The organism is Paenibacillus sp. FSL E2-0201 (assembly GCF_037963325.1).
In the GTDB taxonomy this organism is placed as follows: Bacteria; Bacillota; Bacilli; order Paenibacillales; family Paenibacillaceae; genus Paenibacillus_AQ.
Genome location: NZ_CP150154.1, coordinates 5,604,201 through 5,620,444, shown reverse-complemented (window position 1 = coordinate 5,620,444; position 16,244 = coordinate 5,604,201). Strand labels below are relative to the sequence as shown.

Annotated in this window: 13 protein-coding genes and 1 riboswitch; of the genes, 11 read left to right on the top strand and 2 right to left on the bottom strand. The window is 46.5% G+C overall.

The genetic code is table 11. The annotated features are described in order from the left end of the window. Positions 1-13: 13 nt before the first annotated feature. Positions 14-493: a DL-endopeptidase inhibitor IseA family protein gene (locus tag NSU15_RS25285; protein WP_339287974.1), complete on the bottom strand. Its 480-nt coding sequence runs from the start codon at positions 491-493 to the stop codon at positions 14-16. Positions 494-750: 257 nt separating this feature from the next. Continuing rightward, positions 751-849, top strand: a riboswitch (purine riboswitch). 67 nt (positions 850-916) lie between these two features. Here NSU15_RS25285 and NSU15_RS25280 point away from each other — a divergent pair. The 3 genes from NSU15_RS25280 to NSU15_RS25270 all read left to right on the top strand — a co-directional run bounded on the left by NSU15_RS25280 (position 917) and on the right by NSU15_RS25270 (position 5,766). Then, entirely contained in the window at positions 917-2,254 is a 1,338-nt protein-coding gene (locus NSU15_RS25280; protein WP_339287973.1) for a 5'-deoxyadenosine deaminase, read from the top strand. Between the two features lie 195 nt (positions 2,255-2,449). Beyond that, a complete protein-coding gene (locus NSU15_RS25275) occupies positions 2,450-4,342 on the top strand; it encodes an LTA synthase family protein (protein ID WP_339287972.1) in 1,893 nt (630 codons plus the stop codon). 8 nt (positions 4,343-4,350) lie between these two features. Further along, a complete protein-coding gene (locus NSU15_RS25270) occupies positions 4,351-5,766 on the top strand; it encodes a hypothetical protein (protein WP_339287971.1) in 1,416 nt (471 codons plus the stop codon). A gap of 67 nt (positions 5,767-5,833) precedes the next feature. Here NSU15_RS25270 and NSU15_RS25265 read toward each other — a convergent pair whose 3' ends face one another. Continuing rightward, the gene (locus tag NSU15_RS25265; protein ID WP_076119478.1) at positions 5,834-6,589 is read right to left on the bottom strand and encodes an AAA family ATPase; all 756 of its coding nucleotides are present in this window, start codon (positions 6,587-6,589) and stop codon (positions 5,834-5,836) included. A gap of 441 nt (positions 6,590-7,030) precedes the next feature. Here NSU15_RS25265 and NSU15_RS25260 point away from each other — a divergent pair, with 441 nt between their 5' ends. From NSU15_RS25260 to NSU15_RS25225, 8 genes are all read left to right on the top strand, one after another. Further along, positions 7,031-8,125, top strand: coding sequence for a DUF3880 domain-containing protein (locus NSU15_RS25260; protein WP_339287969.1), 1,095 nt, complete (start codon positions 7,031-7,033; stop codon positions 8,123-8,125). Between the two features lie 51 nt (positions 8,126-8,176). Further along, the gene (locus NSU15_RS25255) at positions 8,177-9,292 is read left to right on the top strand and encodes a glycosyltransferase (RefSeq protein WP_042132451.1); all 1,116 of its coding nucleotides are present in this window, start codon (positions 8,177-8,179) and stop codon (positions 9,290-9,292) included. Positions 9,293-9,709: 417 nt separating this feature from the next. Next, positions 9,710-11,176, top strand: a complete 1,467-nt coding sequence (locus tag NSU15_RS25250; RefSeq protein WP_339287968.1) for a glycosyltransferase family 4 protein — start codon at positions 9,710-9,712, stop codon at positions 11,174-11,176. A 462-nt stretch (positions 11,177-11,638) separates the two neighbouring features. After that, positions 11,639-12,733 carry a UDP-N-acetylglucosamine 2-epimerase (non-hydrolyzing) gene (gene wecB / locus NSU15_RS25245; RefSeq protein ID WP_339287967.1) on the top strand — a complete coding sequence of 365 codons (1,095 nt, stop codon included), beginning with the start codon at positions 11,639-11,641 and terminating at the stop codon, positions 12,731-12,733. After that, positions 12,723-13,709, top strand: coding sequence for a polysaccharide biosynthesis protein (locus NSU15_RS25240; protein WP_042130842.1), 987 nt, complete (start codon positions 12,723-12,725; stop codon positions 13,707-13,709). The genes wecB and NSU15_RS25240 overlap by 11 nt, the downstream gene beginning before the upstream one ends. Then, positions 13,706-14,545: an SDR family oxidoreductase gene (locus NSU15_RS25235; protein WP_042130841.1), complete on the top strand. Its 840-nt coding sequence runs from the start codon at positions 13,706-13,708 to the stop codon at positions 14,543-14,545. The genes NSU15_RS25240 and NSU15_RS25235 overlap by 4 nt, the downstream gene beginning before the upstream one ends. Then, positions 14,542-15,525, top strand: a complete 984-nt coding sequence (locus NSU15_RS25230) for an NAD-dependent epimerase/dehydratase family protein (RefSeq protein ID WP_339287966.1) — start codon at positions 14,542-14,544, stop codon at positions 15,523-15,525. The genes NSU15_RS25235 and NSU15_RS25230 overlap by 4 nt, the downstream gene beginning before the upstream one ends. Next, on the top strand, positions 15,522-16,238 hold the full coding sequence (locus NSU15_RS25225) for a glycosyltransferase (RefSeq protein ID WP_076119473.1): 717 nt from the start codon (positions 15,522-15,524) through the stop codon (positions 16,236-16,238). Before NSU15_RS25230 ends, NSU15_RS25225 begins: the two co-directional genes overlap by 4 nt. The last annotated feature ends 6 nt before the right edge of the window (positions 16,239-16,244 follow it).

Below are 16,244 nucleotides of genomic sequence, written 5' to 3'. Positions count from 1 at the left end.
ATGGAGATTTTCATTAACGGCAGGTCTGGTATCGTGGGTCCGTATTTTTTTGATCTCGGTTAAGGATGAGCAGTCTATTTCCTGATACGCCGATTAGATAACGAACGTTAACGATATCTTCATCGCTCATATCATCTATCGACAGAACTGCTGTAAGGCGTATTCTTGTTGATGTGCGACCCGTAACGGTGAGTCTTCTTGGGATAAAAGTAATGGTGCCTGTATCTCCCGATATTACGTAGAGTCTGTTGTTTCTAGAAACGGTTTGTAAATTACAGAACATGGTGTTGCTCATTGTAATACCCCAGTATTTTCTAAAATATGAAATGACCTTCGCTCTGGTGCTGAATCTAACCGGCAGACGATAATAATCAGCACCGTCAATGCGGATCACTCTACGGGAATCGGCAGAATCGTAGACCTCGAACCATGCTTTTTCAGCAGCGGCAATGAATGCTTGCAACTCACTTGGGGTTTGAGAAATTGTTGGCATTTGATCTCCTCCTCGCTATTACTTTATTAAAAGTGCGGCTATCGGTTCGGGTAATAGGACGAGTATAAAAAGCGGAATTTATGAGTTATTAGAATAATAGTGCGGGAAATTAAATTTTGAGTAAGGTTTTATGACATTAATAAGGAACGTATTATTGATATTTACGTAAAAACATCTAAATTTAAGTTTTGTGTTATTTTAAATAACTTATGTTGACACTAAACCTGTCTTTGTTTTATGATTGCTTTATTCAAATTTGGAATAGAATAGTTTCTTTTCGTATATCCTTAATAATTGGTTTAAGGGTCTCTACCGGGAACCGTAAATTTCTGGCTACGAAAATATGCTAAGGCATATTTTTGTGGCCTTTTTCTGTTACATCGTGGAGCGGCAAACGAATGAATAATGAGGGGGAGAAGCACAATGGGGAACATCCTAATTAAAAATGCTGAAATCATTACCATGAATAAGCAGGAGGATATGCTTGTCGGGGATGTTCGAATTAAGGACGATATCATCGTAGAGATCGGCACTGACCTGATCCCGAAGGGAGACGAAAAGGTAATCAATGCCACAAACCGGACCTTAATCCCCGGTTTTGTTCAGACACATATTCATTTATGCCAGACGTTATTCCGTGGGAAGGGAGATGATCTGGAGCTTATGGATTGGCTGCGTAAACGGATTTGGCCGTTAGAAGCTGCGCATGATGAAGAATCCCTTTATTATTCGGCGATGCTTGGTATTGGGGAACTGATCTCCAGCGGAACCACTACGATTGTTGATATGGAGACTGTCCATCATACGGACTATGCTTTTCAGGCTATTGCTAAAAGTGGAATTCGGGCATTGTCCGGCAAGGTGATGATGGATCAAAAAGGAGGAGATGTGCCTGAAGCACTGCAAGAAGACACTGCTTCTTCTTTGCAGGAAAGTGTGGATTTGCTTGAAAAATGGAATGGCTATGGCAATGGCCGAATTCAATATGCGTTCTCTCCGCGTTTTGTAATATCCTGTACCGAGCCCTTATTAACCGAGGTACGAGTTCTCTCCGCAAGGTATGATGTGAAGGTCCATACCCATGCTTCTGAGAACTTAGGGGAAATTGAGATTGTGCAGGCGATGACCGGAATGCGTAACATCGTCTACCTGGACCATCTAGGATTAGCTAATGAGCGCTTAATACTGGCGCACTGTGTTTGGCTGGATGCTGAGGAGCAGCGCATATTGCGAGATCGCGGAGTCCATGTAAGTCATTGCCCCGGTTCAAATCTGAAACTAGCCTCTGGAATTGCAGATACACCGGGGATGCTCCATGATCATGTGTCACTAAGTCTAGGTGCTGACGGTGCACCGTGCAATAATAATCTAGATATGTTTAATGAAATGCGCCTTGCGGCAATTATTCAGAAGCCTCAACATGGACCTACGACGATGGATGCGAGAAGTGTATTTCGTATGGCAACTATAGGCGGGGCAAAGGCGGTAGGAATGGAAGAGAAGATCGGCAGTATTGAGGTAGGTAAAAAGGCAGACCTAGTGCTTCTGAATCTCTTCAATTTCCACACCTTCCCCTCCTACGACGTAGATCCCATCTCTAGAATTGTATATTCCGCTACCCGGGCGGATGTGGAAACTACGATTATCGATGGGGAGATCGTGATGGATAGAGGCCTGTTGAAGACTGTAGATAAAGAAATTGTTCTAAATGAAGCTAACCGTTCTATTAAAAGATTGCTTAAGCATACTTCGATCGTCTAAAGATTGATCAACTCATAGTTAACAGGGATGTTCCAATGCCGGAAGGGTAGCGGGGCATCTCTTTTTTGTAGAAGATAATTCTACCATTTTGATAAAAAAAGTAAGTATTGTTATACTAGAACAACCTGATATTTTACAATTTACTAGAATAGATTTGATATTTCGAACAAATGAACATGTAAGAGGGGATTATAAGTGAAAAAGCAAGGGCCGGATCGCGCCCATTTTTTTATCGTTGTTATATTGTTATGGTTAAAGCTGTTGCTTCTGAGAGTGTTGTTCTTTGATAGAATTGCTTGGGAATGGATTGCAGCGGATGTAGCGCCAGTCCTTTTTATTATGGGGATTTTAACGGTGATTACGCCATCTAGGGTGAGAACAACCGTCTATTGGATAATTAACGGCTTTTTATCGCTGTTGATATTCGCAGCCGCTGTATATTTTAATCACTTTGGTTCTGTTCCAACCTACCTGGCCTTATCTGAAATCAATCAGGTATTTCAAGTGAAGGCAAGCGTAGAATCTACCATAAAGAGTATTGATTACTTATTCTTCGTGGATTTTGTCATCTTCGCAATCTATGGTTTGATTCGCAGATGGAAACAAGGAAAGACCTACCCGCGTGAACGCCTTAGTTCCCGGAAGACAGGATTCGTGCATGTGGTGGTGATTCTGGTATCCATTATTGGAGGTTTTTCTTTATCGGCATATTCTGTCCACTCTGCACGGGGGATTACAAATGAGCTTGTACAGGCAGAAACTGCCGGATTTCTAAATTATGAAGTCGTTGCTGCGATTAAGATTAATGAAGATAACAATCTCATTGGAACGGGTGATATTAAAGATACAATTGCGAAGGTTGACGCGCTGCAATCTTCCTATCCATATAGTGACAAGGCAGCGGGTACGACTCCTGATTATTTTGGCTCACAAAAGGGTAAAAATGTAATTGTGCTGCAATTAGAAGCTTTTCAGAATTTCCCGTTGCATCAATCCCTGAATGGTCAGGAACTGACGCCAGTCATGAATAAGCTAGCGGATGAGGGCTTTTATTTTCCTCATGTCTACCAGCAGATTGGTCCAGGGAATACGTCTGACGCTGAATTCATGAGTAATACGTCTATTTATCCGATTGGTACTTTGGCTATGTCTACCGGATTCGGGGATAGAGAGCTGCCAAGCTTACCACGACTGCTAAGGGATAAAGGGTATGAGGCGTACACCTTTCATGTGAATAAAGTAGGGTTTTGGAATCGAAATGAGCTGTATCCGGCGCTTGGGTTTAACGGCTATTACGACAAAGATTATTTTACAAATGATCATTTTAATGCGTTTGGTGCTTCCGATGAACAGCTGTATATCACGGGTGTCGAAAAATTGGCAGAGCTGAAGAAGAAAGGTACTCCTTTCTACGCACAGATGGTGACAGCATCCAGTCATCATCCGTTTAAAATTCCAGATTCTTTTAAGAAAATCACTGTCCCTGATAACTTGAAGGATACGATGCTTGGTGATTATTTGACGGCTATAAACTATACTGATTATGCCATAGGTACTTTAATAGAAGGTTTGAAAAAAAATGGATTGTGGGATAACACTGTTCTGGTCATGTATGGCGATCACTTTGGCCTGCAGCCTCAAGACGTTCCACCAGAGCAAGTGGAAAGCGCACTTGGTATTCCATACGATTCACGGATTAGCCGCTTTAATATTCCATTCATTGTACGTGTGCCGGGAATGGAGCAAGGGCAAGTAGTAGAGCGTACCGGAGGACAACTAGATATCCTTCCTACGATCGCTAATTTAATGGGTGTTTCACTACAACAAGAAGGTTATACAGCCTTTGGTCATGACCTGCTCAACATTGATCGTAATGTGTTAGGGATGAGGTATTATTTGCCTTCCGGCTCCTTCTTTAATGATGACATTCTCTATGTCCCTGGAAAAGGATTTGCAGATGGTGAAGCGGTGTCGCTGGATACGCTCAAGCCGGTAACGGACTTCTCGAAATATCAGAGCGATTATGAGTATGTATTGAAGCTAATGAATTTGTCCGACGAATATGTGAAGCTGTTACCACAGAGATAGGGGGAATCATGAAAAAGTTCTGGAAACCGGAGTATCTCGTAAGCCTTGCTGGCTGCGGTCTCATTATTTATCTGCTTTTCGTAGGACCATTTATTGGTGTTGCCGATAATGGAGACTTTCTGCGTATGATGAATACCATCGGTCTGAACTACTATGATACTGCAGCATCGTATACCGACCAGTTTTTTAATTACAGTCATTCCCGTTTTGCGTATGAGAATTTGTTCAGAGGCTTTTATCCTTCCTCACAGATTTTGCTCGTACTTGTACCGAGATTGATCGGTGGGCTTATCCATGGAAGCTTTTTTGATGTTAGATTGCTTGGTGCAGTCTATGGTCTTCTTTTACTGGTGGCTACCTGGCTGCTGGTGAAGTACAATGCTCGCGGCTCTTATGTTATGGGGCTGCTGCTAGGTGCAGCTATATTATTTGTATTTTACGATATTGGGTATTTGGCATACTTTAACTCCTTGTTTGGAGAACCGGTATCGATGGTGTTCATGCTGCTGACCTTTGCGCTGGGGTTAAGATTAACTAGCCAAGAAAAGCCTACGACAAAAGGGCTAACCTTGTTCTTTATCGCGATTCTGTTTCTGGTCACCTCTAAAATCCAGAATGCGCCGATTGGGATTGCCTTTGCATTGATCTTCCTGCGGTTTATGACGCTTGATGGTGAACGAAAATGGAGAAAGCTGGCCTTACGCTTTTCGATTGCGATATTTCTGGTATCCATCGTTATGTACGTGACGGCGCCAAAAGAGCTGAAGCATATTAACCTGTATCAGACTGTGTTTTTTGGGATATTAAACGAATCACCGGATGTGAAGGGAGATTTGCAGGATCTCGGATTGCCGGAGCGGTTGGAGGTACTTGCGGGCACGAATTATTTTCAGACCGATACAGTGATCAAACAGGATGATCCTTCGCTGGTACCGGATTTCTACGACCGGGTATCCCATAAGGATGTATTGTTCTTCTACTTAAAACATCCAGGACGGTTAATAGATAATATGGAATATGCTGCGAGTAACAGTATGGCGATTCGCCCTTATTATTTAGGGAACTATGAGAAGAGTGAAAATAAGCCAGCAGGCGCATTATCGTATACTTATAGCGGATGGAGCGAATTCAAGAACAAGCATATTCCGCATACGCTTGGATTCCTCTCCCTATTTTATCTGCTGTATTTTGCCGGGGCATTGTTCCAATACTTCCGCAGTAGGGATGTTCGTGGTAGAGTTGCCGGTGAACTGCTGATGTTATTAGGGCTGATAGGGATTTTCTCCTTCTTGGTTCCGATTCTTGGGGACGGAAGGGCTGATATCGGTAAGCATTTATTCCTGTTTAATGTGTGCTTCGATATGATGGTTGTAGTCATGTTCGGATGGGTTGTACACAAGCTCGTAGGGATTGTAAGACGTTAAGTTAAGGAACAAATCAAACAGCAAGTTTCCGATTATGGAGACTTGCTGTTTTTATTTGTTTATCTATTCATTCATCCTCTAAAAGCTCACGCAGCATGCCCTGACGGTCATTCATAAATGCTTTGGTCACGGTATAGTGCTCCGTCTCCTCCAAGGCGACAGAACGGATGCCCTCACCCTCTAGAAGAAAAATTTCAGCTTCCGGATAGGACATCAGAATAGGTGAATGGGTTGCGATAATAAACTGTGAGTCCTGCTGAACAAGCTCATGCATACGCACCAGCAGAGACATTTGCCGCAGCGGAGATAGAGCCGCTTCAGGTTCATCAAGGATATAAAGTCCACGGCCAGCGAAACGATGAACGAACGCTGCGAAAAAAGACTCTCCATGTGATTGCTCGTGCAGGGATTTCCCTCCGTAGGAGTTCTTGATCGGTGGGGTGAAACCAGGCTGTTCATCTAATTCATCAATGTAGGAAGCCACATTATAATAGCTCTCCGCGCGTAGAAAAAAGCCGTCCTTCGGACGTCTAACCCCTCTAGCAATTCTAAAATACTCATAGAGACTCGAATGCGAGGAACGAGTGTTAAAAGAGAAGTTAAGTGTGCCACCTTCAGGGTTAAAGCCCCACGCAGCAGCAATTCCCTCTAACAAGGTAGATTTCCCTGTGCCATTCTCCCCGACAAGAAAGGTTACTGGCTTTTGAAAAATAAGCCGATCCAGTGTTCTTACGGCTGGCAGATGAAATGGATAGGTTTGGAATGATGGAACCTGATCACGAAGCAGTTCTGCATGACGCAAGTAAAGCGTGGTGTTATTCATAGTGCCCCCCTGTGAATGCCAGAAAAAAATCTATTCCGGACAGATATGACGAGATTAGAGCTTCGAGCTAGACCATTATAGTGCGTGTTCAAAAAGTACGGTTTTCAGCACCGAGAAGATTGAAAGAAGGTAGAAACTGAGGAGCGGAGCGGAGCGTAGTGGAAGCTACGTGAGCACCGGAAGTTTCGCCTGAATTCAATATTCGATGTCGAGGAATCTTCTTGGGGTACTTCGTGATCAAAAGCGGACTTTTTGAACTACCTCTTATAGTATACCAGCATCCTGTGAGTGGATGAAATCATCTAAGGTTCGGGCAAGCCGGGCAAAAGACAGGGGGCATCTGCCAATTTAGTTTTAGTAAAGACAGATGTCCATGAGGCGAGTGCTGACTCCGCATATAGTTATACTGTCTTGAGAATACGACGGGGCAGGGTGAAGGCCGTGAAAGCGAGAAAAAGAAAAAAACACAAGCGTCCGCGAGAATATCGCGACGGTTATCACGAAGGATATCGTCTTGGCATGTGTGAAGCTGTGCAGCGTCTGAATACTCCAGGGGTCGAAGCCTGCCGACCATTTAAGTTAATGTATGTTCCTCAAGGATTTCAGGCGATCGACACTGGCGTAACGGAGGCACTGCAGCAGCTTGTAAGTGAGCTTGTAATAAGCACTCCTGAAACGATGCTGGAAACCGCGGCACGGGAAATGCCTGGGGCAGTATTAGTAATGAATGGACTTCACGTATTCCCGGAAAATCATTTAGAGCAGATTTCAGAGATAAGAAAGCTAGGCATCCCCACCGCCATCTGGTTTGTGGATGATCCTTATTTTACAGAGGACACTTCAGTCATTTGTAGGCACTATGATCACGTATTTACACATGAGCTGGGTTGTGTGGAGTTCTATCAATCCCTTGGAGTGTCATCGGTTCATTATTTGCCACTATGTGTCAATCCAAAGATGTTCTACCCACGCCGTACCGGCCCGCAATATCAGTATGACATTGTATTTATTGGTAATGCATTTCGTAACCGGACAGAGCTGTTCGATGAACTGGCACCTTATCTAAAGGGGAAGAAGGTGCTTATCGCCGGGGGATTTTGGGAACGCCTCGCCACCTATGATCAGCTTACGCCTTTTATTAGCAACGGCTTTATTCCGCCTGAGGAAACAGCGAACTACTACAGTGGTGCGAAAATAGTCATTAATATTCACCGCCCGTGGGAAGAAGGACAGGATAACCGGAATAGCTACCGCCTTCCTTCACGTTCCATTAATCCGCGGACCTATGAGATCAGCGCCTGCGGTACTATGCAGCTTACGGATGTACGTGAGGACCTGGGCAATTATTATCGGCCTGGTTATGATCTGGATACTTTTGGATCCGCAAAGGAATTGCAGCAGAAGATTGAGTACTATCTGAAGCATGAAAAAGAGCGTCGAATCTACGCCTTACGGGGATTACGGACTACAATGCGCAACCATACATTCACTGCGCGTTTGCCTCATTTGTTGAATGTGATTGCTTCACGTGTATGAAATCTATAACGGGATAAAGGAGCGAGGATTATGAATAATAATGAATTTATTATGCCTACACCACCATTACCTCTGACACCTCCAGAGGAAGAAAAGCTGCGTGGTCGCCTGAGTGGTTTCAAAGGCGGTTATGATGAGGGCTATTTACGGGGGCGTCTTGCGATTCTGAATGGTCGTCCTGAAGAAGTATTTCCGGTACGGAATATTCATGTCATGTATGTCGCTTCTGGCAAAGGATACCCTTACTCCCCTTTAGATGATGCGGTTCTTTGCGCTCTGCAAAAATTAACAGCTCAAGTTACGATAACGGACGTGCGTCAAAATCTAGTAGAGCTGGCTGCAGCGCAAAGACCGGATCTAGTACTGGTATTGGACGGTATGGATTTACCGCTTGAGCAGATCGATGCGATTCGCACTAGTGGCGTCCGGACAGCGATTTGGCTTACAGATGATCCTTATTACACTGACTTTACGATCAAGATTGTGGCACACTACGATTTTGTATTCACACTTGAACGTAATTGTATTGATTTCTACCGGGGACTCGGTTGCCCTGAGGTCCATTATCTCCCCTTTGCTGCTCATCTAGAGCATTACCGTCCTACTACAACACGTTCGTCATTGAATCGGGAAGTTAGCTTTATTGGCTCCGCCTATTGGAACCGGGTCAACTTCTTCCGTGAGATTCTTCCTGACCTGATGAACTATAACACGGTGATTAACGGAATCTGGTGGGATCGTCTGCCTGAGGCCCCGCTGTACGGTGACCGTATTGAAATTGGTAAGTGGATGTCGCCACAAGAAACAGCGGTAGCTTACAGTGGCTCTAAAATCGTCATTAACCTCCACCGCTCGCACATTGATGAAGTAGTTAACAACAATACGCTCTCGATTCCAGCTGTTTCTCCTAATCCGCGTACCTTTGAAATTGCAGCAACAGGCACATTGCAATTAGTGGATGCCAGAGATGATATGGGATCTTTCTACAAACCGGGTGAAGAAATTGAGACCTTTGCAAGCCCTCAGGAAATGATGGATAAAATCCGTTATTACCTAACTCATGAGGAGGAACGCCGGGCGATCGCACTGCGCGCTTTTGAACGGACGCTTAAGGATCACACCTACGCAAAACGTATTTACCAGATGTTAGCGGTAATTTACGGCTAGGCTTGTTTCTGAACTGGATATGGAAATGTGCGTTTAGCAGGGGACAGGTGTCGTGCCGGCATCTGTTTTTCCTCGATATACTGTAGAACCGACCTCAGCGTATGCCTGTAACCTATGAAAAGAAATTGCAGCTGGAGCGGCTTGAATAGCTGAGTGGCGGGGGCTCGGGAAAAGCGACTGCTTTCTACGCGATTTTTACTGCGAAGTAAGAAACTGAGCAACGCTTCTTAAAACTAAGTGGATGCTTTCGAGGCGAGTTTTACTGCGAAGTAAAAGACTTAGTAACGCTTCGTAAAACTAAGCGGATGCTTTCGAAGCGAGTTTTACTGCGAAGTAAGAGACTTGAGTAACGCTTCGTAAAACTTTTAGGGAGGTGAATGGCTGCTCCAGGCCCTCGTTAGGGAGCGCCGAAACGCCATGGCTGATAAAGCTACAATCGTCCTCTTTTCACATGTATCCAATACACGCAGTATTACCGGAGCGGAAAAGCTGTTGTTGTTTTTCGCTCAGGAGCTTTCTCCGTACTTTAATTGTATTCTCGTTGCACCTCAGGACGGCAAGCTGACTGCTCAGGCTCGAAGCTGCGGAATAAGTGTACAGTTGCTCTCGATTCCTCTTTTATACGGAATGTACACTCCTTATGCAGGGCTCGAGGCAGATGCTCGTAAATTTCAGGAAGGCAGGGAGTATCACGAATTAACAGACTGGCTAGCCTCTCTGCGCCCGTCGTTTATTATTACAAGTACCTGTGTGCATGCTTTGCCGGCAATGGCTGCCAAGTCACTGGGCATTCCGGTGGTATGGAAAATATCAGAGACGATAACTGACAATGAGTATACACCCATTAGTGTAGGGCTGATTCATCGGAATAGTGATGAGATTCTGTCTATTTCACAGACGGCAGCAGCTTGCTTTCCAGAGGAAGTGAGAGCGGAGAAAGTAATCCAGCTACCCCCTTCTTGGAATGACAAAGAGATGATGATTGAGGCTTGGAGCAAGCTTCGGGGCGAACACCGGCGAGAGCTAAGGATTAAACCGCAGGAGCAGCTGGTCGGTTATATTTCTTCCTTTATTAATAAGGAAAAAGGATTGGAACATTTTGTGAAAATGGCTGTGCTTGTGTACGCAGTCCATCCCAATACGAAATTTGTTGTCATAGGCTCAGCCGGTGACAAAAGCTACTATGATCGCTGTGTCCGCAAGGTAAAGCTTGAGGGACTGTATACCCGCTTTAAATTTGTTGGTTATGCTGAATGTCTTCCATCTGCTTATTGCGCGATGGATGTACTGGTTGTTCCCAGTCTGATCCGTGAAGGCTTTGGAATGACCGCTTTGGAAGGAATGGCTTTTGGAAAGCCCGTTGTCGCTTACGACTCCGGGGGCTTGCGGGAGATTCTGCACGCAGCAGGCTGCAGCGAAAATCTCGTCCCAGCGTCGGACATTTCCGCGCTGGCCGAAAGAGTCAACGTCATGCTGGCGCAGCCGGGACTGGCGATAACCATAGGCGCCCAAGCGCGGGAGCGCGTCGACGCCGTTTATGGCCCGGCGGCTTATCGGAGCCGCCTGCAGGGTCTTGCGGAGATGTGGAGCCTCCGCTATTGCAGCGCACCGCCGGTGCGCGAGGCAGACAGCGTGGTGGAATCACCCGCTGTCCTGCCTGAATTGCCCGCAGCATCGCCGGCTTTGCCGCCGCGAAGCAAGGGCCTGCCGAGCCGCGTCGCCCGCAAGCGGCGCGGCAAAGCCCGGGCGCGCCGGCGAAGCGGTCGCCCGTTGGTTTTGCGCCGCGCTGCTCGCAAGCGGCGTAAGGGCTCTGCCCGGCGGCGGAGCACCGCCGGGGGCAAGCGCCGCCGGGCCCGCCGGAGTGGGCGGCGGCGCACGGCGTAAATGCTCCGCTTGCCGCGAAGGTGGCTAGCGGAGCGGAAAAAGGGGTACTTATCTCCCAGATTGCCGCGAATCCGGCCAAATGAGCAAAAAGAGGGGTAAAAATCCCCCAGATTGCCGCGAATCCGGCCAAATGAGCGAAAAGAGGGGTAAAAATCCCCCAGGTTGCCGCGAATCCGGCCAAATGAGCGAAAAGAGGGGTAAAAATCCCCCAGATTGCCGCGAATCCGGCCAAATGAGCAAAAAGAGGTGTATAAATCCCCCAGATTGCCGCGAATCCAGTCAAATGGGCGGAAAGAAGGGTAAAAATCCCCCGGTTGCCCGCGAATCCGGCCGGAAACGCGCAATAAACAGTATAACTCTCGTAGATTATCCGAGTCCAGATAAGAGCCCTATTCTTTTCACACTCAGTCCACCCGACTGAGCCAAGACAGACCATCATCAAACAGGCAGGGGAGTGAACTCATGAAGATCATGACGATTTTGGGCACGAGGCCTGAAATCATCCGCCTCAGTGTTATCATTCCGCTTCTCGACGAACATGCTGAGCGGCACATTCTGGTGCATACCGGTCAGAACTTCACCGCCAGTCTCAGTGGCATTTTCTTTGCGGAGCTGGGACTGCGAGCGCCGGATTATGTGCTGCAGGATAAGCAAGCAGGACTCGGCGGCCAGCTTGCCGCTATGTTCGGAGGGCTAGAAAGCATTTTACAGAAAGAACAGCCAGACCGTGTCTTGCTTCTGGGGGATACGAATAGCGCGCTATGCGCGATTTTGGCGGAACGAATGGGTATTCCGGTGGTGCATATGGAAGCGGGGAACCGCTGCTATGACCTAAAAGTGCCCGAAGAGAAAAACCGCCGTGTCATAGATGCCGTTTCAACCATTAATATGCCATATACACAGCAGAGTAAAAGACATCTAATTAGCGAAGGCTTCCCTAGCAGACGTATTGTGTTAACTGGAAATCCGATTCATGAGGTCATGACTCATTTTGAAGCAAGGATCCAGTCTAGCAGCATTCTGGAGCAGCTGAAGCTTACCTCAGGGCAGTATTTCCTTGTAACAGCACACCGTGCAGAGAATGTAGATGATCCAGAGTCCCTTGTACAAATTATGTCAGGTCTTAACGCTGTGGCTGAGCATTTTGGAATTCGTTTAATATGCAGCATTCATCCTCGCACTCGCTCCAAACTAACCGAGCAATTCTCTCTTCCAATGAACCCTCTCGTTGAATTTCATGAGCCCTTCGGATTTTTTGATTTTGTTTATTTGGAACAGCATGCCTTGTGTGCCATCACCGACAGCGGGACCGTACAGGAGGAATGCTGCTTGATGAAAGTGCCAACCGTGACGATTCGCAGAACAACGGAGCGTCCAGAAACGGTGGATTGCGGAAGTAATGTGGTGTCAGGTGTAGATCAGAACAGTATTCTGCGCAGCGTCAAGCTGATGACGGCGCTTCGCCGGGATTGGGTGGCTCCGGAAGGTTACTTGACTCCGGATGTTTCGGTAAAGGTAGTTAAATTTTTGCTTGGAGGGAACCTGCATGTTCAATAATAAACGGATTGTGGTCACAGGCGGCACCGGTTCCTGGGGGCATGAACTGATTAGGCAACTTCTGCCTCAAAATCCTAAGGAAATCATTGTATTCTCCCGCAGCGAATCTGCACAAGTGGCAATGAGCCGGGAGTTCGAGGATCACCGTCTCAGTTTTATCATTGGCGATATCCGTGACAAGGATGCGCTGATCGCCGCCTGCCGCGGCGTGGATTACATCTTCCATTTGGCGGCACTTAAGCATGTTCCGGTCTGTGAAGATCAGCCCTATGAAGCACTGAAAACCAATGTAGTCGGTACTCAGAATGTGATTGAAGCTGCCATTGTGAATGGTGTTGAGAAAGCCATTTACATCTCTACTGATAAGGCTGCGAACCCGTCGAACTTCTATGGGATGACCAAAGCGATTGGGGAAAAATTGTTCGTCTACGCGAACCTAATTGGCTCAAACACCCGTTTTGTAACCGTGCGTGGAGGTAATGTGCTCGGAACGAACGGCAGCGTAGTGCACTTGTTCATGAAGCAGATCAAGGACAAGGGACAGGTACGCATTACTGATATGAAAATGACCCGTTTCTTTTTCACATTACGCGATGCGATAACCTTGTTATTTAAAGCCTCTGAGGTTAGCTTAGGTGGAGAAATCTTTGTCATGACGATGCCGACCTGCCGGATTATCGATTTGGCAGAGGTGTTAATCGAAGCCTCTGGAGAGTCCAATGTAAGTATTGTTGAGACCGGAATTCGTCCTGGGGAGAAAATACACGAGATTCTAATGAGTGATTTCGAAAGCTTAACCACTGTCGTGTACGATGAACAGTATCTAGTAATTCTCCCTACGCTGAACATGCCGGAATTAAAGGCACATTATAGCGCTTATCCTCATGTCTCCTTTAATAGCTTCAGTTCAGAGACAAATCTAATGGATCAGGAAGAGATCAAAAGCATCCTGATTCGGGGAGGGTTTCTGCAATGAAGCTGCTTATCCTTGGTGGAAACGGTATGGCGGGGCATATGCTGGCGGATTATTTTCGCCGCCAGGGCAAGCATCACGTCTTCCATACAACCCGGGATAAGAGCGATCTTGGCGGGCTGTATGTAGATGCGAACGATATAGCCGGAGTAGAGAAGCTGGTCGATATCGTCTCCCCTCATTGCATCATTAATGCGATGGGGGTACTCAATCAATTCGCAGAACGTGACAGAATTGGAGCTTACCACGTGAATGGATTTCTTCCTCACCACTTGTGGCGAATGGCGGAAGCTGTTCACGCAAGACTTATTCATATCAGTACCGACTGCGTGTTTGAAGGAACACGCGGGGGGTACACAGAAGAGGATGTACCTGATGGCACGTCATCTTATGCGATTTCAAAAAGTCTTGGCGAGGTGCGGCAACCTGGACATCTTACAATCCGCACTTCGATTATTGGTCCGGAAATCCGTTCAGGCGGTATTGGTCTGATGGATTGGTTCCTGTCACAGAGTGGTCAAGTGTCAGGATACCGCCGGGTGATGTGGAATGGGGTCACTACACTTCAATTAGCCAAAGCAGTGGATACACTGCTGGATTCCACGGTATCGGGGCTGATCCATTTAGCGCATCCGAAGCCGGTGAGCAAGTATGAGCTGCTTCAGTATATTCAGGCTGCTTTTCATAAAGAGGATGTGGAAATCATTCCTGAGGATGAACATGTCCAAGATCGTACATTAGTGAATACAAGAACGGATGTTAACTTTCCGTTGCCTTCGTACCCCCTGATGCTGCAAGAACTGGCTGACTGGATGAAACAGTCAGAGATGTCCCCATGAAAGGGCAAAAACTACTAATCACCGGGGCGGCCGGATTCACCGGTCGACATGCTGTTCATTTGTTCTCGGCAGGAGGCGCTGAGGTTACCGCTGTGGTACGTCCGTCATCAACAGCGGGTGTCCTGGCTTCCGCTGTGTTTCCAGAAGGAGTTAAGGTTTATCACTGTGATTTAAGCAATCGGAAGGCCGTAGCTGAGATGATCAAGGAAACTTCACCGGAGGCTGTCCTTCATTTGGCAGGAAACAATTCGGTGCCTGAGTCTTGGCGCAACCCTTTGCTCTTTATGGAGACGAATGTGATGGCTACGTTATATTTGCTAGAAGCGATGCGAAGTTTACCTGCCAGTCGGATTCTTGTAGCAGGCTCACGGCTTAAATTCAAACCGGGTGTGGTGGCAGGACCACCACATCCATATAGCCTTAGCAAAACAATAGAAGAGCTGGTGTCCCTAGCTTGGGGCACCTTGTTTAAACAGCCCGTTCTACTGGCTGAGCCCTGCAACCTGATCGGTCCCGGTCCTTCTACCGGCTTCTGCTCATTATTGGCACAGCATATTGTTCGTAGTGAAGTGTATGCAGGCGAAGAAATCCCTCCCTTTAAACTTTCCTCTCGCTATGCCTTACGTGATTTTTTGGATGTACGCGATGCTGTAAGAGCTTATGACCTTATATTGCGCGAAGGTACTAATGGAACCATCTATCGAATTGATTCAGGAATACAGCGGCCACTTGGAGATATCTCGGAACAGCTGATAAGCCTTTCCACAACTTCGGTTCCAATGGACTGGGGACCAGAACTAGCTGCACCCTCTATTCTAGAAAACGGAATGGCGGGGGATAGACTAATCCTTTCAGATGCTTCTGCAACACCGGAGGAAGATGTATCTTCCCTGGGCTGGAAGCCAGAAATTGAGTTTAGTCAGTCCTTAACAGATATTTTGGACTATTGCCGTGCGAACTGGGAAGGACGGATGTTATGAGACCGAAAGTATCGGTAGTGATTCCTTTTTATAACTGCCCTTATATAGAGCATGCTTTACAAAGTGTGCTATCACAGTCTTGGGAGCCTTACGAGATCATTGTCGTTGATGACGGCTCGACCGTTCATTCAGAACTGATAAGACCGTATTTTCCGCGAATTCATTATTTGGGAAAAAGCAACGGAGGAACCGCCTCCGCACTGAATCACGGCATCTTGCATGCAACTGGAGATTATGTGGCATGGCTCAGCTCAGATGACTTATTCTACCGTGACAAAATCAATAATCAGGTGCTGTTCATGGAGCAGAACCACCTGTTCATCTCTTATACCAACTTCAATTATATTAACGGTCAATCTCAGTTACTTCAGATGAACGCCTCACTTCTGTTTCCGAATCAGTTGGAGTATTTACGTTGCTTTCTGCACGGTAACCCTATTAATGGCTGTACGGTGATGTTCAAAAGAGAGGTGTTTGGAGCGATTGGGCTTTTTAATGAATCACTTCCCTATACACATGACTATGATTTATGGTACCGTGCGATTCTGAATGGTTATGCACCCGCGATGCTGAATCAGTCACTCACTGCTTACCGTAATCATGAAGGGATGGGGACGCTTAAATATTACGATGTCATTATGGCAGAGGCTGCTGCAACTAACGCTCGCTACAAGGCTCCGCTCCAGCACTTGATCTCTTCTATGGGGGGGTAAGAAAGT